The organism is Corallococcus sp. Z5C101001 (genome assembly GCF_007352635.1).
Lineage (GTDB): Bacteria > Myxococcota > Myxococcia > Myxococcales > Myxococcaceae > Corallococcus > Corallococcus silvisoli.
Genome location: NZ_VKLU01000015.1, coordinates 166051 through 192274 on the forward strand (window position 1 = coordinate 166051; position 26224 = coordinate 192274).

19 protein-coding genes are annotated in these 26224 nt (G+C 70.8%); 10 read left to right on the top strand and 9 right to left on the bottom strand.

Features of this window, described 5'->3' with window-relative positions; genetic code table 11:
• The first annotated feature begins 4 nt into the window (after nucleotides 1-4).
• The gene (locus FOF48_RS30355; protein ID WP_143907350.1) at nucleotides 5-1546 is read left to right on the top strand and encodes a HAMP domain-containing sensor histidine kinase; all 1542 of its coding nucleotides are present in this window, start codon (nucleotides 5-7) and stop codon (nucleotides 1544-1546) included.
• Nucleotides 1543-2862, top strand: a complete 1320-nt coding sequence (locus FOF48_RS30360; RefSeq protein WP_143907352.1) for a pitrilysin family protein — start codon at nucleotides 1543-1545, stop codon at nucleotides 2860-2862. Before FOF48_RS30355 ends, FOF48_RS30360 begins: the two co-directional genes overlap by 4 nt.
• Here FOF48_RS30360 and FOF48_RS30365 read toward each other — a convergent pair.
• Complete coding sequence (locus FOF48_RS30365) at nucleotides 2840-4153, bottom strand: tetratricopeptide repeat protein (protein WP_235685979.1); 1314 nt, start codon at nucleotides 4151-4153, stop codon at nucleotides 2840-2842. The genes FOF48_RS30360 and FOF48_RS30365 overlap by 23 nt on opposite strands.
• 55 nt (nucleotides 4154-4208) lie before the next feature.
• Here FOF48_RS30365 and FOF48_RS30370 point away from each other — a divergent pair, with 55 nt between their 5' ends.
• Nucleotides 4209-4553, top strand: a complete 345-nt coding sequence (locus FOF48_RS30370) for a hypothetical protein (protein WP_143907356.1) — start codon at nucleotides 4209-4211, stop codon at nucleotides 4551-4553.
• Between the two features lie 31 nt (nucleotides 4554-4584).
• Here the strand turns inward: FOF48_RS30370 and FOF48_RS30375 are convergent, their stop codons facing one another.
• Genes FOF48_RS30375 through FOF48_RS30390 form a run of 4 tightly spaced genes read right to left on the bottom strand, consistent with a single transcriptional unit; the run spans nucleotide 4585 to nucleotide 15193 of the window.
• Nucleotides 4585-6087, bottom strand: coding sequence for a DUF4388 domain-containing protein (locus FOF48_RS30375; protein WP_143907357.1), 1503 nt, complete (start codon nucleotides 6085-6087; stop codon nucleotides 4585-4587).
• A 24-nt stretch (nucleotides 6088-6111) separates the two neighbouring features.
• On the bottom strand, nucleotides 6112-7962 hold the full coding sequence (locus FOF48_RS30380) for a response regulator (protein WP_143907359.1): 1851 nt from the start codon (nucleotides 7960-7962) through the stop codon (nucleotides 6112-6114).
• Nucleotides 7963-7996: 34 nt separating this feature from the next.
• Complete coding sequence (dapF, locus tag FOF48_RS30385) at nucleotides 7997-8848, bottom strand: diaminopimelate epimerase (RefSeq protein ID WP_143907360.1); 852 nt, start codon at nucleotides 8846-8848, stop codon at nucleotides 7997-7999.
• Between the two features lie 24 nt (nucleotides 8849-8872).
• Nucleotides 8873-15193, bottom strand: a complete 6321-nt coding sequence (locus tag FOF48_RS30390; protein ID WP_255442850.1) for a methyltransferase domain-containing protein — start codon at nucleotides 15191-15193, stop codon at nucleotides 8873-8875.
• A 126-nt stretch (nucleotides 15194-15319) separates the two neighbouring features.
• Between FOF48_RS30390 and FOF48_RS30395 the strand changes: the two genes are divergently transcribed.
• From FOF48_RS30395 to FOF48_RS30405, 3 genes are all read left to right on the top strand, one after another.
• On the top strand, nucleotides 15320-16105 hold the full coding sequence (locus FOF48_RS30395) for an IF-2 protein (RefSeq protein WP_143907364.1): 786 nt from the start codon (nucleotides 15320-15322) through the stop codon (nucleotides 16103-16105).
• A 413-nt stretch (nucleotides 16106-16518) separates the two neighbouring features.
• The gene (locus FOF48_RS30400) at nucleotides 16519-19032 is read left to right on the top strand and encodes a ribonucleoside-diphosphate reductase subunit alpha (RefSeq protein WP_370456614.1); all 2514 of its coding nucleotides are present in this window, start codon (nucleotides 16519-16521) and stop codon (nucleotides 19030-19032) included.
• 58 nt (nucleotides 19033-19090) lie between these two features.
• Entirely contained in the window at nucleotides 19091-20101 is a 1011-nt protein-coding gene (locus tag FOF48_RS30405; protein WP_143907366.1) for a ribonucleotide-diphosphate reductase subunit beta, read from the top strand.
• A 90-nt stretch (nucleotides 20102-20191) separates the two neighbouring features.
• On the opposite strand, the gene aqpZ is transcribed toward FOF48_RS30405, so the two are convergent.
• The 4 genes from aqpZ to FOF48_RS30425 all read right to left on the bottom strand — a co-directional run bounded on the left by aqpZ (nucleotide 20192) and on the right by FOF48_RS30425 (nucleotide 23290).
• Nucleotides 20192-21013, bottom strand: coding sequence for an aquaporin Z (gene aqpZ, locus FOF48_RS30410; protein WP_143907368.1), 822 nt, complete (start codon nucleotides 21011-21013; stop codon nucleotides 20192-20194).
• Nucleotides 21014-21293: 280 nt separating this feature from the next.
• A complete protein-coding gene (gene hpt, locus FOF48_RS30415; RefSeq protein ID WP_143907369.1) occupies nucleotides 21294-21827 on the bottom strand; it encodes a hypoxanthine phosphoribosyltransferase in 534 nt (177 codons plus the stop codon).
• A 14-nt stretch (nucleotides 21828-21841) separates the two neighbouring features.
• Entirely contained in the window at nucleotides 21842-22657 is an 816-nt protein-coding gene (locus tag FOF48_RS30420) for a uracil phosphoribosyltransferase (RefSeq protein WP_143907371.1), read from the bottom strand.
• Between the two features lie 33 nt (nucleotides 22658-22690).
• Nucleotides 22691-23290 (bottom strand): thymidine kinase, encoded by a 600-nt coding sequence (locus tag FOF48_RS30425; RefSeq protein ID WP_143907374.1) that lies wholly within the window; start codon nucleotides 23288-23290, stop codon nucleotides 22691-22693.
• Between the two features lie 283 nt (nucleotides 23291-23573).
• Here FOF48_RS30425 and FOF48_RS30430 point away from each other — a divergent pair, with 283 nt between their 5' ends.
• From FOF48_RS30430 to FOF48_RS30445, 4 genes are all read left to right on the top strand, one after another.
• Nucleotides 23574-23858: a DUF5658 family protein gene (locus FOF48_RS30430; RefSeq protein WP_201756547.1), complete on the top strand. Its 285-nt coding sequence runs from the start codon at nucleotides 23574-23576 to the stop codon at nucleotides 23856-23858.
• Nucleotides 23859-23975: 117 nt separating this feature from the next.
• Nucleotides 23976-24275 carry a septation regulator SpoVG gene (spoVG, locus tag FOF48_RS30435; protein ID WP_120564020.1) on the top strand — a complete coding sequence of 100 codons (300 nt, stop codon included), beginning with the start codon at nucleotides 23976-23978 and terminating at the stop codon, nucleotides 24273-24275.
• Between the two features lie 42 nt (nucleotides 24276-24317).
• Nucleotides 24318-25271 (top strand): ribose-phosphate pyrophosphokinase, encoded by a 954-nt coding sequence (locus FOF48_RS30440; protein WP_143907377.1) that lies wholly within the window; start codon nucleotides 24318-24320, stop codon nucleotides 25269-25271.
• A gap of 190 nt (nucleotides 25272-25461) precedes the next feature.
• Nucleotides 25462-26148, top strand: a complete 687-nt coding sequence (locus FOF48_RS30445) for a 50S ribosomal protein L25/general stress protein Ctc (protein ID WP_143907379.1) — start codon at nucleotides 25462-25464, stop codon at nucleotides 26146-26148.
• The last annotated feature ends 76 nt before the right edge of the window (nucleotides 26149-26224 follow it).

The following is a 26224-nucleotide window of genomic DNA, read 5'->3' on the forward strand; positions in this document are numbered from 1 at the left end:
CGCCATGAAGCTCTCGCTCGCCACCCGCATCTTCCTGGGCTACGCGCTGGTGCTGCTGACGTTCGGGACGGTGTCCCTCTTCAGCGTGGCGGAGCTGCACCGCAACCGGTTGGAGATCCGGCTCGTCAGCCAGGGCTACCTCCAGCTGTCCCAGGACGCCGCGGCGCTGGAGACCTTCCAGACCAGCCAGGAGAAGGACACCGAACGGGTCCTGGAGCAGAACAGCGTGGAGACGCGCCGCGCGCTCATCCGGCTGGCGAGCCTCTACTACGCGCCCCAGATGGCCCAGCGGCTGGAGGCCGCCCGCGGCAAGGCCCGCGAGGTGCTCACCTTCGCCCCTGGCGGCGAGGTGCCCTTCGTGATGGAGCTGGACTCTCGCTTCGCGGAGCTGTCGCGCAACTCCCAGGCCTACGGCCGCGCGGTGGAGGCCGTGTTCACCGCGCTCTCCTCCGAATCCCCCGAGAGCCAGGACGTGGCGCGCGCCACCGCCGAGCTGCGGCAGCTGGAGAGCGCCATTGGCCGGGAGCTGCGCGTGCTGCGCGCCACGCTGGGCAACCGCATCCGCGAGCGCGTGGATGGCGCCGAGGAGCGCGAGCGCCGCACCGGGCTCACCATCATCGCGCTGTCCATCATGGCCATTGGCGTGGGCGTGGGCGTCACCGCGTGGAGCGCCCGCACGCTGCGCCCGGTGCGCACCCTCATCGAGGGCGTGTCCCGCATTGGCCGGGGTGACTACTCCGCCCAGCTGGGCGTGCGCGGCGAGGACGAGGTCGCCTTGCTCGCGCGCGAGTTCGACCAGATGGCCCGCTCGCTCCAGGCGCGCGAGGCGCAGCTCAAGTCCCAGGCCGAGGCGCTGATGCGCGCCGAACAGCTGGCCGCCGTGGGCCGCATCTCCGCGCAGATCGTCCACGAGGTGCGCAACCCGCTGTCCTCCATTGGCCTCAACGTGGAGCTGCTCCAGGACGCCGTGGACAGCGCGGCGTTCGACTCCGCCGACACCGCCGCCGAGGCGCGGGAGCTGCTCTCCGCCGTCACCCACGAGGTGGACCGCCTCACCGACGTCACCGAACAGTACCTGCGCATGGCCCGCCCGGCCCGGCCGGACCTGGAGCCCGAGGACATCATCGCGGTGCTCGACGGCGTGCTCGACTTCACCCGCGAGGAGCTGGTGCGCGCGGGCGTGGAGGTGGTGCGCGACTTCGCGCCCGACACGCCCCGGGTGCTCGCGGACCAGGGCCAGCTGCGGCAGGTGTTCCTCAACCTCCTGCGCAACAGCCGGGAGGCCATGCCCACCGGAGGCAGGCTCACCGTGGCCACCGCGCCGCGCGACGCCGACGTGGAGGTCACCGTGCGCGACACCGGCGACGGCATGACGGAGGAGGTCCGCCGCCACCTCTTCGAGCCCTTCTTCACCACCAAGGAGGGCGGCACGGGCCTGGGGCTCGCGGTGAGCCAACAAATCCTCCAGGCCCACGGGGGCTCGCTCTCCTGCCAGAGTATTCCCGGCCAGGGGACGACCTTCGTGTTAAGGCTTCCCCGCGCATGAGCTTTACACCGTACCGGGACGTGCTGCCCTCCGGGCTGCGCGTCGTCACCGTCGAAACGCCCCACCTGCACACCGCCCTCCTGGCCGTCTACGTGCGGACCGGCAGCCGCCACGAAACGGTGGAGAACAACGGCGTCAGCCACTTCCTGGAGCACCTCTTCTTCCGGGGGAGCGAGGGCTGGCCGGACACGGTGAAGATGAACGCGGCGGTGGAGGAGGTGGGCGGCAACCTCAACGGCGCCACCACCCGCGACCACGGCTACTACTACACCCCGCTGCACCCGGCCCACCTGCGCGTGGGCCTGGACGTCATCGGCGACATGCTCACCCGCCCCCGCCTCACCGACATGGAGGTGGAGCGGCAGATCATCCTGGAGGAGATGCTCGACGAGGTGGACGACAAGGGGCGCGACATCGACCTGGACAACCTGTCCAAGCGCCTGCTGTTCCCCGGCCACCCGCTGGCCTTGAAGATCGCCGGCACCCGAGAGTCCGTGCAGGCCCTCACCCACGCCCAGGTGCTCGAACACTTCGCCCGGCACTACGTGGCCGGCAACCTGGTGGTGTCCGCCGCGGGCAGCGTGAAGCACTCGGAGGTGCTGGCGCTGGCCGAGCGCGCCTTCGCCCACCTGCCCCAGGGCGTCGCCTCCACGGAGAGCGCGCCCCCCGCCCTGGGCCCGGGCCCGCACTTCCACTTCGTCTCGCATGACGAGTCGCAGACGGAGTTCAAGCTCACCTTCCGCGCCGTGCCGGAGCAGCACGAGGACTTCCCCGCGCTCCAGATCCTCCGGCGCCTGCTGGACGACGGGCTGTCGTCGCGGCTGCCCTTTGAGATCGTGGAGAAGCGCGGCCTGGCCTACTCCGTCCAGGCCGGGCTGGACACGTACCACGACATCAGCCTCTTCGAGATTGAAGCGGCCAGCGCGCCGGAGAAGGCGTCGCTGGTGGTGGCCGAGGCGCTGCGCGTCCTCTCCGCGCTCTGCGAGGAGGAGGCGAGCGAGGAGGAGCTGAACCGCGCCAAGCGCCGCCACCGCATGCTGCTGGAGTTCTCGCAGGACTCGCCGGGTGAGCTGGCCGGGTGGTTCGGCGGCGTGGAGCTGTTCCGCACGCCGGAGACGTTCAGCCACCGCGCGGATCAGGTGGACCGCCAGACGGCCGCGAGGGTGCGGGAGGTGGCCCGTCGCTACTTCACCCGCGAGAACCTGCTCGTCGTGGCGGTGGGCCAGCGCAAGGGCCTCAAGGCGCTGGAGCAGGTGGTGGCGGACGCGGAGGGCCTTCCCTCCTCCGCGGGGGTCAGCGCCGGCCGCCGCGGATGATGAGGGGCCCCGTGGGGGCCTTCTTCTTCTGCGGTGTCGCCTTGTCGATGGCCTTCTGGATGCGCAGGTACTCGGGGTTCTGCGGCTCGCGCTTCAGGGCCTCGTCGATGAGCTTCCTGCCGCGCGGCAGCTGGGTTTCGAACTGCGCGTAGAGGTTCGCGAGCGCGGCCTTCTCCTCCACCGACGCCTCGCCCAGGCCCATCAGCCGCTCCAGGACGGTCTGCGCGTCCGGCTTGCGGCCCGCCTTCAGGTGCAGCCGCCACATGCGCGACAGCGCGGGCGAGAAGCCGGGCTCCGCCTTGAGGGCGAAGCGGTAGCTGTCCTCCGCGGCGCGGGCGTCGTCCTGGTCCTCCAGCACGCGGCCGCGCACGTACAGCGCGCGGGCCAGGCGCGGACGCAGGTGCAGCGCGCGGTCCACCAGCTGCTGGGCCTCCGACGCGCGGCCCTGGGCCCGGACGATCTCCGCCAGCCACGCCAGCGCCTCCGCGTTGTCCGCGTCATCCTCCAGCAGCTTCTTGAGGGCGCCCTCGGCCTCCGCCGGGCGGTTCAACGCCATCCACACCCGGGCCTTCATGGCCACGACGTCGGTGGTGTCCGCGTCGGCCGGGGGCACGGACTGGAGGTCCGCGTCCGCCAGGTCGGAGAAGCCGCTCATCAGGAAGTAGCGCGCGCGCAGGAGGCGGGCGGGCGTGAAGCTGGGCGAGGCCTGGAGCACGCGGTCCATCAAGTTGGCCGCGAGCAGCTCCTCGCCCTTCATGAGCAATATCTCCGCCTCCACCGTCTTCGTCGCGGCGTCATCCGGGTTCTCCCGGAGGATGCGCTCCAGCGTGGTGAAGGCCTCGTCCGCGTGGCCCTGCCGGGCCTGGAGGCGGGCCAGGAACAGGATGTCGTCGTTGGTCAGCTTGCCCTCGTCCCTCAGGCTGACGAGCGTGGAGATGGCCTGGGCGCTCTGCCCCTCCCCCAGGTACAGGTCCGCCAGCTGCTTTTGGATGACGGGGTCGGTGCCGGGCAGGAGCCCCTCCGCCTGCTTGAGCGTGAGGATGGCCGCGCCTGGATTGCCGGCGCCCTGGTGGGCCTTCGCGAGGAGCAGCAGCGGCTCCACGCTCTCCGGCGCCGCGTTGGCGGCCTTCTGGAGCGCGGCGATGGCGCGGCTGTAGCTGCCCTGGGTCAGCGCCTCCCGGCCCTCGGACAGGGAGGATTGGACCTGGACGGCCTGCTTCTGGGCGGCCGCCGTCTCCGGGTCCTTGCAGGCAAGCGGAAGGAGCAGGACGAGCGTCCAGGGACGGGGCAAAAATCGAGGGGGCATCGCTGAGGGACAGGGTAGCGGATGTTATCCTCCCCCGTCGATGGACCCTTTCGTGCGCCGCCTCGTGGAGAGGCTTCATGATCCCAGCCGGCCGCTGTCGCGGAACCGGCACTTCCACACGTTCGACACCCCCGAGGGTCGGATGGCGCTGAAGGTCTTCCGTCGGCTGCGCAGCCTCCAGCAGGACATCCTCGCCTGCCACCAGGAAGGCCGCCGCGCCCGCATCTCGCGTCAGGTCAGCCCGAACGGGGACCACCGCATCGAGCTGTGGATGGAGCGCGTCGCCGGACGCCGCGTGTCCATGCTCCAGCCCGCGGAGTATGAGCTGCTCGCCCGGCTGCCGGGCGTGCGGGACGCGCTGGAGGTCCTGGAAGAAGCCGCCTGAAGCGCCGCGCCCCAGCCCCGGGCGCCGAGGCTCAGGGGGGTGTCACGACGGCGGCGCGCTGCACCTGGGAGACGCCGGGCAGCGTGGGCGCGGGGTTGAGCGCCTGGACGAGCATGGCGCGCAGGGCGTCCGTCAGGTCCTCGCCCGGGGCGCTCGCTCCCGCGGGAGCACCCTGCAAGGGCGCGGGGATCTCCGTGCCCACCACGACGATGGGGATGCGGACCTCCCACGCCAGATAGTGCGCCAGCCGCACCGCCGGCTCCGAGGTGTCCATCAGCAGCGCGCCAATGGACCCCGCGCTGAACGGGCGCCACAGGGGGCGCGCGGCCTCCGCGGGCGGCAGCACGCAGAAGTCCACGTTCAGCACGTCGCTCAGCGCCAGGCGCCCCAGCGTCCCGAAGCCGCTCTTCACCGCCGTGGGGTCCGCCGACAGCGCCTCCAGCCCCGGCACCCGCGCCAGGATGCGCCGCGCCGCGGACGAACCACTGCCGCACACGAACACCTTCGCCGTCGCCACCTTCGCCAGGGTCCGCGTGCGCAGCAGGCGCCCGCGCAGCGCGTGCACCTCCGCCGCGCCGATGAGGTCCCCCGCGCCCAGGTTCTGGCCTTCGCTCTCCGTGGGCCGCGCCACGCCCTTCTGGAGCAGCGTGGACAGCACGCCCAGCACCTCCATGTCCGTGGCGGGCGCCAGGTCCAGCACCTCGCCCAGCGCGCGCGGCTGGCGGAGCAGCTCCATCACCTGCGCCGTCACCGGGTGCTGCTCCTCGGAGAGGTCCACCTCCGGCGCCAGCATCAGCCGCGTGTGGCGCGGCGGCAGGCCCGGCAGCAGGCGGTTCACCTCGTCCGACTGACGCATGCCCTCCAGGAGCGCGTCGTCCATCGCGCGGTTGATGCGCGGGCGCGCGGCGCTGGTGCCCGGCGTGAAGGTGAAGTTGCCTTCGGTCCACGACAGGAGCCGGAACAGCGCCTTCTCCCCCTCCACCCTCCCGAGCCGCGCGTTCACCGTGCGCCCATCGGAGACGGTGATCTCCCCGCGCTCCGAGCCGCGCTCCAGCGCCAGCCGGCCGTTGCGCTTGTTCATGCCCAGGATCTGCATCAGGTCCGGGATGCTGAGCTGGCTGAGCGACCCTTCGATCTCCTGCTGCTCGCTCTTGAGGTCCTTGGCCGCTTCATTGCGCCGGAAGATGTGCTCGATGCGGCTGAGCACCTCGTCCAGGTTGAACGGCTTGCGCAGCGTGCCGTCCCGCATGCCCCGCGCCCGGTCCGTGTCCAGGCTGGACGTGGTGAGGACCACCGGGATGTCCTCGGTGCGCGGGTTGGTGCGCAGGATTTGAACGAACGTGCGCGCGTCCAGCAGCCGGCACGCCTCGTCGAAGAGCGTCAGGTCCGGGTGCCGCAGCACCGCGACCTCCAGCGCCCGCGAGCCATCCGGCGCGTAGTGCACCTGATAGCCCTTGGTGCGCAGCGCCCTCGACAGGGCGCGCACCGAGTCGAGGTCGGGGTCGGCGATGAGGATCTTCCGCACCTGGGCCAAGGTCGCTTGCTCCGCTTCGTGAGGTCAGTAGGGCTGCAGGTCGTATTCGGCCTGCAGCTTGGAGATGAGCCCGTCCACCACCGCGGTGTCCGAGGTGTGGAACCCCCACGTCGCGCCCCGGCCGCGCCGCTGGATGAGCGCGTACGAGGCGCTCTCCGACAGCCAGAGGATGAACTCGTGGCGCGCCACGCGGTCATCCCCTTCCAGGAACACCGGCGTGAGCGCCGCGTGCGACTCCAGGTCCACGCGCCGGCCCAGCAGGTAGATGCGCGACGACAGGTCCGGAGGCGCCTGCTCCAGGCCCACCGCCAGCGGGAGGTCCGCGCGGATCTCCGGGCCGCCCACGTACAGCAGCCCGCGCGAGCCGGGGTCGCGCACCAGCTCGCGCGCGATCTCCACCTGGAGCTCGTCGAAGAGCACGTCCGCCACCTTGCCCCGGCGGCTGGGCTCGGCGCGGTCGTCCGTGGGCAGGCGCGGGCTGTTGGGCGTGCCCAGCAGCAGGTCCACCTCGTCCCAGAACGGCAGCCCGTCCAACATCAGCCGGCGCTGGAGCGACGCGCGGCGCTCGTCCATGCGGCGGCGGCAGCGGTGCACCAGCTCGTCGAAGTCCTCGCCGTCCTTGGGGAAGGTGCTGGCCCCGCCCACCAGCGCCAGGGGCAGGCGCTGCTCCACGTCCTGGACCTCCGGCTCGTCGCGCACCGCGGCCACCGCGCGGCGCACGAACATCATCGCGCCGAAGAAGTCCGTCTCTGGCAGGAGGAGGTAGAACTCCTGGTCGCTCGCCTTCGCGATGACGTCCGAGTCGCGGATGATCTTGCTGAGCGCCTTGATGATGCCGCGCACGGCCTTCTTCGCGTCCTGCGCGCCCAGCCGCACGCGCACCAGCGGCAGGTTGTCGATGCTGAAGGTGAGCAGCGAGAACGTGCGCCCGTACCGCCGCGCCTTGTAGATCTCCTTGGAGGCGTAGTCGGTGAAGTAGCTGAGGTTGTACGCGGCGGTGTCGCGGTCGCGCAGGCCCAGGCGCTGGAGCGCCATCAGCTTGCGGCCGTTCTTCACGCCCACCGCGGCGAAGTCCGCCAGCACCTTCGCGTCGCGCGTGTGCTCCGAACGGAAGTCGCCCGTGAGCGGGTCGGACAGCTGCGCGAGCCCCATCACCTCGCCCGCGGCCACCAGCGGGACGTACAGCACCGGCGAGCGCTCATCGCGCGCGAGCCACGGCGCCGCTTCCCGCAGGCGCAGCGACAGCGGGCCCTCCGGGCTCATCTTCTCCGGCAGGAACTGCTTGTCGAGCAGGCCCCGGTACGCGCGCAGCGCCAGGTCTCCCCGGTCGTCCACCACCCACAGCGCGGCGCTCTGCGCGTCGCACACCGCGCCCAGGTCCGCGATGACGCGCTCCTGGAGCCACTCCAGGTCCGGATGGGAGAGCAGCTCCAGGCAGCGCTGCTGGAGGTTGTGGAAGCGGGCGAACTCCAGGTTCTCGTCCTGGAGCCGCGCGCGCTCGTGGCGCAGCTGCGCGCGCTCCATGGCGCGGTCCACCGCGAGCTGCAGGTCCGCCTCTTCGATGGGCTTGGTGAGGCAGTCCGCCACGCCCAGCCGCAGCGCGACCTCCGACCCCTGCACGTCGTCGCGGTGGCTGACGAGGATGACCTCCTGCTCCGGGTCCCGCTCGCGCAGGCGCGAGGTGAGCGCGAAGCCGTCCACGCCGGGCATCACCACGTCGGTGAGGACCACGTCGAACGTCGCCCGCGCCACCTCCTCCAGGGCGAGGGTGGCGTTCTCCACCGCCACCACGCGGTGCCCGCGGCGCGACAGCAGGTCCGTGGCGAGTTGTCGGAAGAACAGGTCGTCGTCGACGACGAGGATGGGACCGGCCACGGCGCTCGGGGGAAGGAGGGAGGAAAGGCGAAGGCTATCGGGCCCTTGGAAGCGCGACAACGCCTTCGAAGACGAAGGACACGGGCCCCCGGAGTCGGATGTCGGACAGATCCTCCGGAACGCGGATGCGCAGGTCGCCGCCCGGCAGGGTGACGCGGAGCCAGGCATCCGAGGGCAAGCGCTTCGCCAAGACCGCCGCCACGGCCGAGGCGCACGCCCCCGTGCCACAGGCCTGGGTGAGGCCGCAGCCCCGCTCCCAGACGACGACGGTGAGGCCGTCCTCGTCCACGCGGACGAACTCCACGTTGGTGCGGTCCGGGAAGGCCGGGTGCCGCTCCAGGCCGGGGCCCAGGCGCTCGGCGGCTTCCAGGGGTTGATCCAGGAGGACCAGGTGCGGGTTGCCCATGTTCACGGCCGTGCCGCGCAGGTCCGCATGGCCGGGCACGGGGGCATTCACGAAGGGCTGGCCCGTCGCCCCCGACGGCAGGTTCGCGGCCACCAGCCGCGCCGGCCCCATGGAGATGTCCACGCGCACCACGCCGCCGTCGCCGTAGCCGGGTTCGCAGGTGAGGACGCCCGCCCCGGTCTCCACGTCGATGAGCGCGGGGCGCCGCGGGGCCTGATCCACCAGATACTTCACCGCACAGCGCAGGCCGTTGCCGCACATCTCCGCGATGCTGCCGTCGGCGTTGTGGACGACCATGCGGGCGAGGCCGCGAGACGACGGGAGGATGGCGAGCACCCCGTCCGCGCCAATGCCACGGCGGCGGTCGCACAGCCAGCGTGACTGCTCCGCGTCGATGTCCAGGCCCGTGCCACGGCGGTCCATGACGACGAAGTCATTGCCCAGGCCGTGGTACTTGAAGATGCGTTCGCTTGCGTCCACGGGGGCAAGTGTAGACGGCGCCCGCTATTCGCGCTCGCCGACCTTCTTGGGAGCGGACGGAACGTCCAGGGCGGGCATGGCCCGGCGTGAAGCCCCGGGGGCGGCGGGTGCACTGCCGCGGCGCAGCTCGGCCAGCTCGGCCTCTCGGGCGGCGAGCTGGTCCTGCATGGTCTCGACGTGGGCCTGGAGGACCTCCATCTCCGCGGCCATCTCCAGCACGGCCTCCGGGGGCTGGGCGGCGGAGGCCTTCGCCTCCTCGAGGGCCTGGACCAGCGCCTCGCGCTCCGTCTCCAGGGCCTCCAGCCGAGCCTGCTGTTCGCGGATCCGGGTGGTGAGCCCGTCGCGTTCGGCGCGCTCGGCGTCCAGCAGGCGCGCGGCGTCCGTGGCGGCGGTCTCCAGCGAGTTGGTGCGGCCCTCCAGCCGGACGCGGGCGGCGCGGGCGACCGTCAGGTCCGACTGGAGACGCTCGCGTTCGGAGGCCATCGCGGTGCGCTCGGCGTCGGCGCGGCGGGCCTGGGCTTCGGCGTCAGCCACGGACTGGGACAGGGCGGCCACACGGGCCTCCAGCGCGGCCTGTCCGGCCCGAGCGTCCTCGAGCGCGGTGGCGAGGCGGCCCTCCAGCGCGGAGAGCGCGTCGCGCGTCTGACCGGCGGACTGGGTGAGGCGGGTTTCCAGTTCGGCCTGTTCGGCCGCGGCGCGAGCCTGGGCCTCCGCGAGCCGGGCGTCGTGCTCTGCCAGCACGGCCTGCGCCTGGGCGGACAGGTCCAGGATCCGGGCTTCGAGTGTGGCCTTCTCCTCCGATGCCCGAGCGGTGACGTCCGCGAGACGCGCTTCGATGGCGGTCCGCTCCGAGCCAGCCTGTTCGGTGAGTTCGGCGAGGCGCGCTTCGAGCTCCGCCCGGTCCGTGCCGGCCTGCGCGGTGACCTCCGCGAGACGGACTTCGAGTTCGGCCTTCTCCGTCCCCGACCGCGCCAGGGCCTCGTTGAGGCGCGCTTCGAGTTCGGCCTTCTCCGTCCCCGACCGCGCCAGGGCCTCGTTCAGGCGCGCTTCGATCTCGGCCTTCTCCAGGCCGGCCCGCGCGAGGGCCTCGTTGAGGCGCAGCTCCAGCGAGGCCTTGTCGGTGCCAGCGCTGCTCAGCGCCTCCGTGAGGCGCAGCTCCAGCTCCGCCTGCTCGGTGCCGGCCTGGGCCGTCATCTCCGCGAGACGAACCTCCAGCTCCGCCTTCTCCGCGGCGAACCGGGCCTCGACCTCGGAGAGCCGGGCGTCGCGTCGGGAGAGCTGTTCCTCGAGCGAGGAGGCGTGTTCGCTCCCGGCCCGAACGGCGTCCGTGAGGCGGGCCGTCTCCGCGCGAGCCGTCTCCAGCTCGGAGCGCAGTCCTTCGAGCGAGGACTCCAGGTTCGTGGCCTTGCCCGCGAAGCGACGCGCGGTCTCGAGCTGCACCACGAGCACTTCGGCGTGCTCCCGCGTGGCGGCGAGCCGGTCGCTGGCGTCGACCAGCTCCGCTTCCAACCGGCCGACCTGCTGGCTCCGCTCATGCAGCGCGCCGTGCGCGCGTTGCAGTTCGGACCCCAGCCGCAGCAGCTCCTGGTGCGCGGCGGCGAGCTGAGCCGACTCCGCGCGCAGGGCCGTCAACTCCTGCGCCTTCAGCTCCAGGTGCTCGCGCAGTTCGTCCAGGTCCTGCTGCTGACGCTCACTTCGAGAGTGGGCGCCTTCCAGCTGCGCCTCCATGGACACACGCAGGGCACTGGCTTCACGCAGCTCCTGCTCGCGCGCGGTCAGGGTCTCCGTGAGGCGCGTCGCCCGGGCTTCGGCCTCACGGGCCGCGTCTTGCGATTGGGAGCCCGCTTCGAGGCGGGCTTCGGCGCTCTTTCGCGCGGCCTCGGCCTGCGCGAGCGAATCCTCGAGCGCGCTCAGGTTCGCCGTCTCCGCGGCGAGCCGGAACTCCACCTCCGTCAACGAGGCTTCCAACTGGGCGCGGCGGGAAGTCTCGGAAGCAGAGCGCTTCTCCGCGTCCGCCAGCGACTGTTCGAAGGTCGCGAGCCGGGACTCCGACTCCTTGAAGGATGCTTCCAGCTCGGCACGGCGCGTGGACTCGGAGGTCCACCGCGATTCGGCCTCCGCGAGCGACTGTTCCACCGAAGCCAGTCGCGAGGCCACGGCGGCATGCCGGGCTTCCGCCTCCGACAGCGCCGTCTCCAGCGCGGCGAAGCGAGTGGACTCCTCGGCCCGCTGAGACTCCGCCGCCGCGAGCGTCTCTTCCAGCGAGATCCGTCGAGCGGTTTCGGAGGTGAGTCGGGCTTCGGAGTCCGCGAGCGCCTGCTGCATCGCGGGGAGGCGCGCGGCCTCCTCGGTGAACCGGGTCTGGCTGTCCGCGAGCTCCGCTTCCAGCTCCGCGAGCCGGGACTCCTGCTGACGAAGGGTGAGCCGCTCGGACTCCAGGCTCGCGCGAAGGGCCTCCTCACGGGCTCGGGACTCCTGCTCAGCCTCGGCCAGACGCGCACCCTGGGCCGTGGACTCCCCACGCAGCGCGTCCCACTCCGAGCGGAGCGCGGCCAGGGCCTCGCGAGCCTCCGCGAGCGCCACCTCGTCCTTCGCGCGCGACTCGCGCTCGAGCGACGCCTGCGTTCGGGCTTCATCCAGCGACGAAAGGGCCTCGACCTCGGACCGCTGGGCCTCGGTGAGCTCCGCGCGCAGCTCGCGCACCGCCGCATCCTGGGCGGCCTGCGCCTGCTTCGCATCCGACAGCGCGATACGGGCCTCTTCCAGCTCCCGGGCGTGTCCTTGAGCCACGTCCGACACGGCCGCGTTCGACTGCCGCAGCTCCAGCAACGCGGCTTCATGCCCACGCTGCGCTTCCGCGAAGGCGGCCTGGACCTCTGAAAGGGTCTGCCGCGTCTGTTCGAGCGCGACCTCGGTGGACAGCCGCGCCGCACGCGTCGCCGTCAGGTCCGCTTCGAGTTCGGCGCGGGCGTCACGCATCGTGCCCAACGTGGCTTCGGCCCGCGCACGCTCTTGCTCAAGCTCCGAGGCGGAGTCCACTCGGAGCTGGGCGAATGACGCCTCCAGCCTGACGCGTCGCGCGCGCTCCTCTTCCAGGACCGTTCGCGCGACGCCCAGCGCGGCATCCAACCGGAGCCGATCCGCCTCCAGCGCGCCCTGGGCCTCGTTCCACGAGGACTCGGAACCCTCCAGCCGGGTGCGCAGGGCCCGCTCAGCGTCAAGGGACTCCTGGAGGTTCGCGAGCGCCACCTGCGCGCGGGCCTGCTGTTCGCGCTCCGACAGCAACTGAGCCTGGGTGTCGGCAAGCAGCGCCTCCCAGCGAGCCCCCCGCTCCTGTTCGGTGAGCAGGGACTCACGCACCACACGCAGGTCTTCCTCCGCGGAGGCCAGCGCCGCGTCCACTTGCCGCCGTTGGGTGCGCTCGGTCGCGAGGACCTGCTCGGCCGCGTCCAGCTTCTCCTGGGTCGTGCGTCCGGACTGCTGCTCCCGCGTGAGGTCGTCCTGGATGAGCGTCGCCAGGGCTTCCGCGTCGGTCAGCTCCTGCCGCAGTGAACGGAGCGTGGCTTCCAGTTCCACGCCACGAGCCTCGGCGGCCTCGCGCGCCTGGTTCGCCTCCGCGAGCCGCGCCCCGTGCTCCCACACCTCGCGGGCCAGGGCGTCGCGGGCCTCGGAGCGGACCTGCTCGAGCCGTTCATCCGCTTCGTCACGTGCTTGCTGGAGGCTCCGAGCCGCCTCGGCGCGCACGTCCGTGAGCACCTGCTCCGTCTGACCGCTCGACTCGGCCAGGGCGCGAGCCTCCCGCGCCTCCGCGTCGGCGCGAGCCTCGGTGAGCGCGAGTGCATGCTGGGCTTCCAGGGCCGCGACGGCGCTGGCCGCGCGAGCCTCCGCCGCCTCCAACTGACGAGCCAGCTCCGCTTCCGCCTCGGCACGCACCTGCGCGAGCATCCGAGCGGACCGGACCTCTGCCTCCTCCAACTGCCGGACCCGCTCCGACTCCGCCTCGGCGCGGGCTTCCGCCAGCTCCCGTGCGCGCAAGGACTCCGTGTCCGCACGCGCGTCGGAGAGTGCCTGCGCCGAGCGGGCCTCGAACTCCGCGAGCTGACGGGCCCGCTGGGCCGCCGCACTGGCCCGGACCTCGGCGAGCGCCTGCTCCCGACGAAGCTCCGCTTCCGCCAGCGCCCGCTCCTGATCCGCAGCGGCATCCGCCAGTGCCTTGGCGAGTCCCGCCTCCGCGCTCGCCTGAGCCTCCGCCAGCGCCGCGTCGCGCGCGGCCGAAGCCTCCGCCAGCGCCTTCGCGAGCTCCGCCTCCGCGCTCGCCTGAGCCTCCACCAGCGCCGCGTCGCGCTCCGCCTCCACGGCTTCACGCGCGTCCGCCAGGGCCCGCTCGAGTCGCGCCTCCTCCTCCGCGCGGGCTTCCCCCAACGCGCGAGCGAGCCGCGACGCCTCCTGCTCGCGAGCCTCCTCCAGCGCGCGCTCCTGCCGCGAATCCGCGTCGGAGTGCGCGACAGCCAGCGCGTTCGTCACCCGCTCGTCGGCCTCGGCGCGAGCCTGCGCCAGCGCCTCCTCCAACCGCGCCTGGGCCTGGGCGCGCTCCGCGTCGATGGCCTGGACGAGCGCGGCCTCCACCCGGACGCGCTCCGTCTCCGCCGCCACCAGCCGCTGTCCCGCGACGTGCTGCGCGGACTCCACCCGCTGCTGCTCCGCCTCCAGCGCCTCCACGCGAAGCCCGGCCGCATGGAGCTCCTCCTCCAGCCGCGCCGCCAGCGCCCGCGCCGCGGACTCTCCCTGCGCGCGCCCGTCCAGCTCCCGCCGCAGCCGCGCTTCGGCCTCCCGGGCCGCGGCCAGCTCCGTCTCCAACCCGCGAAGCGCCACCTCGCGCTCCGAGAGCCGCCCTTCCGCGTCCTTTCGCGCCCCTTCGGCGGAGTGCATCCGCTGCTGCGCCTCGGCGAGCTCCCGGCGAGCGCGCGCCAGCTCCGCCTCCTTCACCGGCACCGCGTCGCCCGCCGTCCGCGCGGAGTCCTGCGCGCGCGCCAGCTCCGCCTTCAGGTGCTCCACCGCCGCGAGCGCCGTCGAATACTGCTCCGCGATGCGCAGCTCCCGCTCGCGGGCCGCCTCCGCCTGCCGGCGCCGGTCCTCGGCTCCGTCCTGGGCGCGCTCCGCCGCCAGCCGGTCCCGCTCGCGGTCGATGCGCAGCGCCCCCAGCTCGTCCTGGAGCGTGCGCAGCTCCGTGTACGCCTGCGTCAGCCGCTCGCGGGACTCGTCCAGCGACGCCGCCGTCTCCTCGCGCCGCGCCCGCTCCAGCCGCAGCGACTCCTGGGCCGCCAGCACCTGCACGCCCGCGTCCGCCTGCGCGCGCTGCGACGCCTCCACCTCCAGCCGCTGCGCCGTCAGCCTCCGGTCCGCGTCCGCGATCCGCTCGGTCGCGACCTGCAACTCCAGCTCACGGCGCCGCAGGCGGCTGCTCAGGTCATCCCGCTCGCGCGCGGACTCCACCGTGCCCCGGGCGTGCTCCAGCTGCGCGGTCAGCCGCGCCATGTCCTGCCGCGCGCCCTCCAGCGCCGGCTTGAGCGCCACCACCTCCGCCTCGCGGTCGCCCACCTCCGCGCGCAGCCGGGAGACGACCTCCTTCAGCCGCTCCGTCCGCTCCTCCCACGCCTTCGCCCGAGCAGCGACCGCGTCCAGCTTGCCGCGCGTGTAGGCCAGCGGCTCCGGCGGCAGCTGCACCCACGTGGGGTCCACCACCCGCGCCGGCTCCAGGCCCGCCATCACCACGAAGTACGCCGCCTCGCTGTGCCGCACCAGCGAGCCGTCCACCTGCAGCCCCTCCCCGCGCTCGAACGCCAGCTGGTAGCCCAGCACCGGCGACTGCGTGGCCACCTCCACATGAGGGAAGTGCGCCGACAGCGCGTCCAGGAGCTGCCCGTACGTGGGCGGCACCGGCTCATCGGGATCCACCAGCTGCGGCAGCGCCAGCCCCGCGATGTTGCGCAGGCCGCCCACCAGGAAGCCCTGCCGCGCCACCAGCCGCGCCAGCTCCGCCAGGAGCTCCGGCGCGCGCACGTAGGGCGCCAGGTCCGTCACCAGCACCAGGTCGAAGCTCGCCGGCTCCAGGTCGTCGTAGACGTTGGCGCGGAAGCGCAGCTGCGGGTGCGCGTGGGCCTTCTGCGCCGCCTCCACCGCCTCCACGTCCGCGTCGCACGCCACCACGGTGCGCGCGCCGCGCTCCACCAGGAAGCGGGCGCTCTCGCCCCCCGTGGACGCCACGGCATCGACCTCGAGCACGCGACGTCGCGCGAACAGGCTCTCCGCGAAGATGTAGCGGGGCAGCAGTTCGCTGGGCCCCATGCGACGAAATGTGGATTGCAAGAGTCTGTTCCGGGCACGGGAGTATACCGTCGCCCCAGGAGGCCCCAAGTTAAGGGCCAGCAACCAGGACGGGCGCACCGCCCGTCCGACCGGAGGGCAGGCGACATGACCACCCATTCACCGCAGGGATTCGGCTACCGGGCCCGCCGCACCTTCACCCGCCTGCTCGTCTTCCTCGTCATCCTCGGCCTGGGCGGCGGCGTCGTCTTCCTCCTGGGCCAGCTCAACGCGCGCACGTTCACCGTCGTGCAGGAGAACGGCGAGCTCGCGGTGATGAAGGGCCGCGCCCTGCCCACCGGGGCCGCCGCCTACCGCCCCGGCGACCCGCGCCTCGCGGACGCCTATGCCCCCATTCCCCTGGAAGGCCAGGACGTCACCCTGCTGACGCAGCAGAAGTTCACCGACCGCGACGACCTGGACCGCGCCCTCTTCCCCCTCCTGGAGACCCTGGCCCGCCCGCGCATCGCCTCCGGCGAGCCCGCCAAGGTGGAGCGCGGCCTCTATTACCTGCGCCGCGCGGAGAAGCTCTCCGGCATCACCGAAGAGCAGCGCCGCAGCCTCCAGTCCATGCTCACCGACGTCGCCTTCTACCAGGCCCGCCAGAAGCTGGAGGACGCCCGCCGCCTCGTGTCCGAGGGGCTCGCCCAGCTCAAGCTCGCCTCGGAGACCGAGAACCGCCACGCGCGCGCCGCCAACCAGATGCTCACCACCGTGGGCCCCTCCGCCCGCGACCTGGAAGAGGCCCTGCGCCGCGCCGTCCATACCGACAGCGCCCCGGACAACAGCCCTGTAGCACCCGCCCCCCCGCAGCGCCCCTCGTCACCCTCCGGTGACACCGCGGCGCAGCCCCCGGCGGCCGGCCCAACCCCCGATGCGGGGCCCCTGCCCTGATCTTGAGGGGTTGGATGACCCCATGAAAAACACGCGGCTGGACCCCCCTTTCGTGACACGGAAATGTCCGCCGCCAAACGTCGAAAACCGTCCCCGTACGTGATCATAGATTGCAAGCATCGATCCGACGGTTCAGGCAGCCGCCCACAGGATCTAGCGTTGACACACTGGATGCCCCCCCATAGCTTGTGGGCCGCCGAGCGGTCACCCGGGGTTCCGGGGGGCCGCACCCAAGACCTGGAGGCAGTGTGGTTTTCTTGCGCGACACACACTTTTGCCTCACAAATCACTACATGTCGGACTGTTGTCGCCAAGCCCTCGGGCCCTGATCGCCCGTCAGTCCCCATCCCCACACCGCCAAGTCATGCCAACGGGGGCTGTCCGCCCCGACCAGGACGGTCTGATTCGTCCTGATGGCTACGCCATTGCCTTGCTTTGGAAGTGAGACGCCCGTGACCGTCCAGACGCCCTTGAAGCCGACCGCCGTTGCCTCGCCGCCCCCCGACTCCGTCACCGTGGCGCCCGCCACGCAGGCCGCGGCGGCCGTGAGCGACTTCGCCACCACGATGCGGGTGAAGAAGCGCAACGGCACGGCGGAGTCGGTGGACCTGAACAAGATCGTCCGCGCGGTGGGCAAGTCCTGCGTGGGTCTGTCGCGCGTGGACGTGATGCGCGTGGCCACGAAGACCATCAGCGGCCTGTATGACGGCGCCACCACGCGCGAGCTGGACAGCCTGTCCATCCAGACCGCGGCGGCCCTCATCGTGGAGGAGCCCGAGTACGCCCGGCTCTCCGCGCGCCTGCTCTCCACCTTCATCCAGAAGGAGGTCAGCAACCAGGACATCCAGTCCTTCAGCCAGTCCGTCGCCGCGGGCCACAAGCACGGCCTCATCGCGGACCGCCTGCTCACCTTCGTCCAGGCCAACGCGCGCAAGCTCAACGCCGCCATCGATCCGGTCCGCAACGACCTCTTCGAGTACTTCGGCCTGCGCACCGTCTACGACCGCTACCTGCTCAAGAACCCGCAGACCCGCGAGGTCATCGAGACGCCGCAGGACTTCTTCCTCCGCGTGGCGTGCGCGCTCTCCGGCGACAACGCGCGCGAGGCCATCGAGCTCTACCGCCTGTTCAGCTCGCTGGAGTACCTGCCCAGCTCCCCCACCCTGTTCAACTCCGGCACGCGCCACGAGCAGCTCTCCAGCTGCTTCCTGCTGGACTCGCCGGCGGATGAGCTGGACGCCATCTACAAGAAGTATTCGGACATCGCGATGCTGTCGAAGTTCTCCGGCGGCATCGGCGTGGCGTACCACCGCGTGCGCGCGCGCGGCTCGCTGATCAAGTCCACCAACGGCCACTCCAACGGCATCGTCCCGTGGCTCAAGACGCTGGACGCGTCCGTGGCGGCGGTGAACCAGGGCGGCAAGCGCAAGGGCGCGTGCTGCGTGTACCTGGAGACGTGGCACGCGGACATCGAGGACTTCCTCGAGCTGCGCGACAACACCGGTGACGAGGCCCGCCGCGCGCACAACCTGAACCTGGCCAACTGGGTGCCGGACCTGTTCATGCGCCGCGTGGAGGCCGACCAGGAGTGGAGCCTCTTCGACCCGAAGGGCGTGCCCCACCTCACCGACCTCTTCGGCGACGCCTTCGAGAAGGCCTACGCGGAGGCCGAGGCGCAGGGTCAGGCCGTGCGCAAGGTGAAGGCGCGCGACCTGTACGCGCGGATGATGAAGGTGCTGGCCCAGACGGGCAACGGCTGGATGACCTTCAAGGACATCTCCAACCGCAAGAGCAACCAGACGGGCCAGCCGGGCAACGTCATCCACCTGTCCAACCTCTGCACCGAAATCCTGGAGGTCACGAGCCAGGGTGAGACGGCGGTGTGCAACCTGGGGTCGCTCAACCTGGGCCGCATGGTGAAGGACGGGAGGTTCGACTTCGACCTGCTGCGCTCCAACGCGATGCTCGCGCTCAAGCAGTTGGACCGCGTCATCGACCTCAACTACTACCCCATCCCCACCGCCGCGGACTCCAACCGCCGCTGGCGCCCGGTGGGCCTGGGCCTGATGGGCCTCCAGGACGTCTTCTTCCAGCTGCGCCTGCCCTTCGACTCCGTGGAGGCGCGCAACCTGTCCAAGAAGATCTCCGAGGAGATCTACTACGCGGCGCTCGTCACCTCTTCCGACCTGGCGGAGCAGTTCGGCGCGCACCCGGCCTTCCCGGAGACGCGCGCGGCCAAGGGCGAGCTCCAGTTCGACAGCTGGGGCATCGTGCCGGAGGACACCCTGCGCTGGGACGCCCTGCGCTCGCGCATCATGAAGGTGGGCCTGCGCAACTCGCTGATGATCGCCATCGCGCCCACGGCCACCATCGCGTCCATCGCCGGCTGCTACGAGTGCATCGAGCCGCAGGTGTCCAACCTCTTCAAGCGCGAGACGCTCTCCGGCGACTTCCTCCAGGTGAACCGCTACCTGGTGCGCGACCTCCAGCAGCTGGGCCTCTGGAACGAGAGCACGCGCAACCGCATCAAGATGGCCGAAGGCAGCGTGCAGGACCTGACGGAGCTGCCGGAGGAGCTGCGCGCCATCTACCGCACCGCGTGGGAGGTCCCCATGCGCTCGCTGCTGGACATGGGCGCGGACCGGGGCGCCTTCATCGACCAGAGCCAGTCGCTCAACCTGTTCGTGGAGACGCCGAACATCGGGAAGCTGTCCTCGATGTACTTCTACGCGTGGCAGAAGGGGCTGAAGACGACGTACTACCTGCGCTCGCGCCCGGCGACCCGCATCGCCAAGGCCACCGTGGGACAGGGCGGCCCGACGATTGCCGCCGCGCCCGCGCCGGTGGTGTCGCAGGTCGTCACCGCGGAGGCCGAGGCCGTGGCGTGCTCGCTGGAGAACCCCGAGGCGTGCGAGGCGTGCCAGTAGCCGCGCGCCCCGCCCTCCTTCCGCCCCATCCGTCCTTCGTAAGGGAGTCGCCGAAGCCATGCTGCTCGACCCGGGAATGAACCTGACGCTGCGCCCCATGGCGTATCCCGTCTTCTTCGAGATGTACCGCAACGCCATCAAGAACACCTGGACCGTGGAGGAGATCGACTTCTCCACGGACCTGGTGGACCTGCGCTCGAAGATGACGGACGCGGAGCGTCACCTCATCCACCGGCTGGTGGCCTTCTTCGCCACGGGCGACTCCATCGTCGGCAACAACCTGGTGCTCAACCTCTACAAGCACCTGAACGCGCCCGAAGCGCGCATGTACCTGTCGCGCCAGCTCTACGAGGAGGCCCTGCACGTCCAGTTCTACCTGACGCTGCTGGACAGCTACGTGCCGGACCCGGCCGAGCGCGCCAAGGCCTTCGCCGCGGTGGACAACATCCCGTCCATCCAGCGCAAGGCGCGCTTCTGCATGAAGTGGATGGACAGCATCCAGGCGTTGGATCAGGTGCGCTCGCGCTCGGACCGCAAGCAGTTCCTGCTGAACCTCATCTGCTTCGCGGGCTGCATCGAAGGCCTCTTCTTCTTCGCGGCCTTCGCGTACGTGTACTTCCTGCGCAGCAAGGGGCTGCTCAACGGGCTGGCCGCGGGCACCAACTGGGTGTTCCGCGACGAGAGCGCCCACATGGCCTTCGCCTTCGAGGCCATCCAGACCGCGCGCAAGGAGGAGCCGGAGCTCTTCGACGCGGGCCTGGAGAAGGACGTGGTGCAGATGCTGCGCGAGGCCGTGGAGTGCGAGACGCAGTTCGCCCAGGACCTGCTGAGCGGCGGCGTCGCCGGCCTCTCCGTGCAGGAGATGCGCGGCTACCTGGAGTACGTGGCCGACCAGCGCCTCCAGATGCTGGGCATGAGCCCCGTCTTCCACACCAAGAACCCGCTGCACTTCATGGACCTGCAGGACGTGCAGGAGCTCACCAACTTCTTCGAGCGCCGCGTGTCCTCCTACCAGGTGGCCGTGGGCGTGGGCGCCGCGAACGACGTCGTCTTCGACGCCGCCTTCTAGGCCTCCCCTCCCCCGCGACAAGACAAGGGCCGTGCCCCGCGAGAACAGCGCGAGGCACGGCCTTCGTGCTTCAGCGCTCCACGATGCGCCCTAGACGGGGTGCTCGACGTCGCGCCGGCCCAGCCGCTCCCTGCGCTCCTCCAGGGTCGCCTGCTCCGCGCGCGTGGTGGTGATCTCCACCGCCGGGCGGTTCACCAGGCGGTACACCGCCGACGCGAAGGCCGCGCCCAAGAGGGGCGCGATGATGAACATCCACAACTGCCCCAACGCGGCGCCTCCCGCGAAGAGGGCCGGGCCCAGGCTGCGGGCGGGGTTCACCGAGGTGTTGGTGATGGGGATGCCCACCAGGTGGATGAGCGTCAGCACCAGACCGATGGCCAGGCCCGCGAAGCCCACGGGCGCGCGCGAATCCGTGGCCCCCAGCACCGTCAGCACCAGCAGGAAGGTGAGCGCCACCTCCGCCAGGAAGGCCGCGCCGCCGCCGTACCCCTCGGGCGACGCCGCCCCATAGCCGTTGCTGCCCAGCCCCTGCGCGCTCGCGGAGTATCCCCCCGGCGCGCCCTTCGCAATGAGCAGCACCAGGCCCGCCGCGAGGATGGCCCCCACGCACTGCGCGATGATGTAGCCCGCGGCATGACGCCGGTCGAACTTGCCCGCCATCAGCAGGCCCACCGTCACCGCGGGGTTCACGTGGCAGCCGGAGATGGGGCCAATGGTGTAGACCATCGCCAGCAGCGACAGGCCGAAGGCGAAGGACACGCCCAGGAAGCCGATGCGGTCGCCCGCCAGCACCGCCGCCCCGACGCCGCCGAGCACCAGCACGAAGGTACCCACCAGCTCCGCCAGGTACTTCTGCATCGCATCGCCACTCGAGGGCGCCGTCCGGGCGACCCTCACTTTCTCCTCTTGCATGCACAGCCTCCTCACGCAGTCAGGGGCTGTGCGCTTCCGGGACCGTCCCGGACGGGCGCAAGCCGTCCCTCGGCGTCATGGATGTCCGAAGGAGATGCTGCGCACCCGTCTGTCGTGAATCATGCATGGGCCTTCGACACGGCCGCACTGCGGCGCGTGGACAAGGCCCTCGGAGTCTCAAGGCCCCCACCCCTCGGGGAGGGACGCCCAGGCAGCCAACGGCCCCTTGCGCTGGCCCCGCGCGAAGGCGGGACACGGCGCATTCAGGGGCCCGGGCGGCTCAGGGGTTCTTCCAGATGCCGATGAAGGGCAGGTTCCGGTACTTCTCGCCGTAGTCCAGGCCGTACCCGACGACGAAGTGGTCGTCGATGACGAAGCCCTTGTAGTCGATGTGCACCTGGGTCCGGGCGCGCGAGGGCTTCTCCAGCAACGAGCACAGCTTGAGCGACGCGGGGTGGCGCGCCTGGAGGTTCTCCAGGAGGAAGCTCATGGTGAGCCCCGTGTCGATGATGTCCTCGATGATGAGCAGGTGCTTGCCCGCCATGGGCTTGGACACGTCCGTGGTGATGCGCACCTCGCCCGTGGTCTCCGTGCCGCCGTGGTAGCTGGACACGCCCAGGAACTCCAGCGTGAGCGGCAGGTCGATGGCGCGCGCCAGGTCGATGGCGAAGAACGCGGAGCCCTTGAGCACGCAGATGAGCGTCAGCTCCTTGCCCTGGTAGTCGCGGGTGATCTGCGCGCCCAGCTCCTTCACGCGCGTTTGCACGGCCTCCTCGGAAATCAGGACACCGACATCCTTCTCGTGGAACGTCACCGGGAACTCCCTCTCTACACGTAGGCGTTGTTCATGATCTCCCCGAAGCCGCCGCCGCCGGGGACGATGTACTGCCGGTCATCCAGGCCCCGCTCCTTGTCCCAGAGCAGGCCCGGCGCGGTGCCGAACACCTCCGGAGGGGACAGGCCGCGGTCCAGCCGGAGCGCGTAGATGATGACGTCCGGGTGCTCCGTCGTCATCCGGCGCAGGTACTCCGGCGTGACGATGAGGTGGAGCGTGATGATGCGCCGGGCCCGCCCGGGCACCTTCGTCTTGTAGAGCTGGATGGCCGTGGACAGGCTGCCACCCGTGGCGCCCATGGGGTCCGGGAAGAGCACGAACGCGTCATCCACGTCCCCGCCAATCTTCGCGCCCCCAATCTCCGACCCCACCACGGACTGGGCCGCGTCGATCATCCGGCTCATGATGATGTGGTCCTGGCGCACCAGGGAGGGGTCCACCGTGAAGTTGAGCAGGTCGTACGTCACCTGCGACGGCAGCGTGCCCGCCCGCGCGATGTTCACCGTCACCACGCGCAGCTGGGGATCCACCACCTCGCCCTGGTAGATGCCCAGGGGCGTGGAGTCGATCATCCGCGTGGGGATCGTCACCATCTTGCGCGGGAACTCCGCGTTGATGACCGTCTTCACCAGGTCCGCGTAGAGCTGCTCCACCAGCCGGTTGATCTGTGGCTGGAGCGTGCCCTTGGCGCACAGCGTGGCCAGCTGGGAGAGGAGGAACGGGTTCCCCACCAGGTGCACGTGCGGCCCATAGTGGTGGGTCATCTCATTCAGCTTGAAGGGTACGTTCGCGTACAGGGTGTCCCGCATCGGAAGGCTCCGGCGTCTGGCGGAAGGGGGCTTTCAGTCGAACAGCTTCAGCGTCTGGGGAGGGCTCGCCTCCGCGGGTTCCGCCACATGACACTTGCGGCAGCGCGGCTCGTAGGCGCCCGAGGCGCCCACCACCACCCGCTCCTCGCTTCCAATGATGCGCTGTGAACGGTTGGCGGGATTGCCGCAGACCGCGCAGATGGCCAGCTCCTTCGTCACGTACTCCGCCACCGCCATCAGCTGCGGCATCGGTTCGAAGGGGCGGCCCTGGTAGTCCTGGTCCAGTCCCGCGCAGATGACGCGCAGGCCCCGCTGGGCGAGCGCCTCGCACACCTGCACCACCTCGCCGCCCAGGAACTGCACCTCGTCAATGCCCACCACCTGCGTGTCGGGGGACAGGTGTCGGAAAATTTCTTCAGCCCTCTCGATGGGCAGGGACGTCAATTTCAACTGGGAGTGGCTCACCACCTGCGTTTCGTCATAGCGGGTGTCGATGCGGGGTTTGAACACCCGCACCTTCTGCCGGCCGTACAGCGCGCGCTTGACGCGGCGGATCAACTCCTCCGTCTTGCCGGAGAACATCGAACCGCAAATAACCTCTATCCACCCGATATCTTTGGGGAATTGATGCAAGGGACGCTCGTCGGGGAGGGGCGGAATCGGGGCCAATCTCGGCCACGGCCTTCATCCCGTCAATTTCGTTTCCCGCCCGGCAAGCCCCCCGGCCCCCCCGCCTGCCCGGCTGCTCCCGGACAACCCCGGAAGTGCTGGCAAGGGATTTGTATAGCCCTTCCCCCGGGCAGCACGGACGGGAACAAGGGGGTCGGGCGTGGCGGCGACGGCGGAAGAGGTTCAGGCAGGCACTTGGTCGCAGGGGGCTTCTTTCTACACCTCACCAGCGTCGGTGGCGCTGCTGATGCTGAACCTGATGGATGGGCTCTTCACCCTGCTCTTCCTCCAGCTGGGGGTGGCGGAGGAGCTCAACCCGGTGATGCGCGTGGCGTACGAGCAGTCACCGCTGCTCTTCATGTTCTCCAAGCTGCTCATCGTGAACGCGGGGCTGTGCCTGCTGTGCCTGCACCGCCGGCTCAAGGCCAGCCGCTTCGCCATCCGCGCGGGCGCCGTCGTCTACGCCATCATCGTCGTCTACCATCTGGCGTTCCTTGCCCACCTGGTGAGTCATTGGCCCTCCGGGGCATAGCGGCAGGGTGGCCAGTGAACGGTCACCCGGTGCATCAGGTAGGGGGTGCTTGCTTTTCACCGTCGGTCTGTCCCAGGCTTCCCCGTAGCTCCGGCCTTCCAGGTTCGGGGGGGGACCATGAACATCACCGACGTCCGGGTGTTTCCGGTCGAAGAGGATAAGCTCAAGGCGTACGTCACCATCACCTTGGATCACTGCTTCGTCGTGCGCGACTTGAAGGTGATCCACGGCTCCACCGGGCTTTTCATCGCGATGCCCGCGAAAAAGCGGAAGGACGGGACGTACAAGGACATCGCCCATCCGCTGAACGCGGACACCCGCAGCCAGATGGAGCGGGTCATCCTCATTGAGTACGAGAAACACCTTCACCAGGCGCAGAGCGGGACGCTCGGCCCGGTGGCAGCGGAACTCGACTAACGATCTTCCCTTCGAGGCTCGCACGGGTTAGTCAGCGCCCCCATGCAGCAGCCGCGTGACTTCAAGGTGTTCGCCGGGAACTCCAACCCGGCGTTGGCGCAGCGCATCTGCGAGTACCTCCAGCGCCCGTTGGGCAAGGCGACGGTGGACTCCTTCTCCGACGGGGAGATCCACGTCGAGATCGGCGAGAACGTACGGGGACAGGACGTGTTCATCGTCCAGTCCACCTGCCCTCCGACGAACCATCACCTGATGGAGCTGTTGATCATGTGCGACGCCCTCAAGCGGGCGAGCGCTGGCTCCATCACCGCCGTGATGCCGTACTACGGGTACGCGCGGCAGGACCGGAAGGTGGCGGCCCGCACGCCCATCACCGCCAAGCTGGTGGCGGACCTGCTGGAGGTCGCGGGGGTCAACCGGGTGGTGTCCATGGACATGCACGCTGGGCAGATCCAGGGCTTCTTCAACATGCCCTCGGACCACCTCTACGGTTCGCCGGTGTTCCTGGAGGACATGCGCAAGCGCTTCCCGGAGCCCAACGACGTCGTCATCGTGAGCCCGGACGCGGGGGGCGTGGAGCGCGCGCGCGCCTACTCCAAGCGGCTGAACACGGGGCTGGCCATCATCGACAAGCGCCGGCCGCGCCCCAACGCGTCGGAGGTGATGAACCTCATTGGCGACGTGAAGGGCAAGGACGCCATCCTGGTGGACGACATGGTGGACACCGCGGGCACGCTCGCCCAGGCGGCCGCCGCGCTGAAGGACAAGGGCGCGCGCCGGGTGCTCGCCTACGCCGTGCACCCCATCCTGTCCGGCCCGGCCATCCAGCGCATCACCGACTCCGTGCTGGAGGAGGTCGTCTTCACGGACACGGTGCCGCTGGCGCCCGCCGCGAAGGCCTGCCCGAAGATCCGCGCCCTCCAGACCGACGCCCTCTTCGGCGAGGCCATCGCGCGCATCCACCGCGCGGACTCGCTGAGCTCGCTGTTCGTCTAGCGGCGGGGCCGCCCGTTCGCCGGGCGGCTTGACGGCACACCCCGGGGGCTGGCATGTCCGGCCCCCTCCACCGGTTCCACGGGCTTCGCAGGCCCGGGCATCGTCTTCGGGGCCCACCATGGGGGTGGGATGCCGAGGATGCCCGACGGGCCGGTGACACCGCAGTCCCCACTGAAAAGAGAGATTCTCCATGGCCACCGACAAGAGCTCCCTCGAAGCCAAGGCGCGTGAAGGTTCCGGCAAGGGCGTTGCCCGCCGCCTGCGCGCCTCGGGTCAGGTTCCCGCGGTCGTCTACGGCAAGCACCTGAAGGCGCCGCTGCACATCTCCGTGGACCCGAAGGCCATCCGCACGGCCATCAACACCCCGCACAAGCTGAACACGCTCATCCAGCTGAAGCTGGCCGGCAATGATCAGCAGGTCCTGCTGAAGGACTACCAGATGGACCCGCTCACCCGGGACATCCTGCACGCGGACTTCATCGCCGTGCGCGACAACGACCAGGTGAAGGTGAACCTGCCCGTCGTCCTCACCGGCAAGGCCGCGGGCGTGGCGGACGGCGGTCTGCTCACGCAGATCCGCCGCAACCTGGAGGTCTGGGCGCTCCCCGGCGCCATCCCGCTCCAGATTGAAGTGGACGTCACCAACCTGAAGATCGCGGAAGCCATCCACGTGAACGACGTGAAGCTCCCCGACGGCGTGTCGGTGAAGACGCACGTCAACTACACCATCGCCGTCCTCTCCGCGCCGGAAGCGGCGGAGGCGGCCCCGGCGGCTGCCGCCGCGGCGGCCCCTGCGGCGGCCAAGGCGGGCGACGCGAAGGCGGGCGACGCGAAGGCCCCCGCGGCGGCCGCGGCCAAGGCCCCGGCGAAGAAGTAGTCCTCTTCCGCCGTTTCTTGTCTCATCGCGGGGCGGGCCTCTTCCAGGGCCTGCCCCGCCGTCTTTTCCGGGCCCG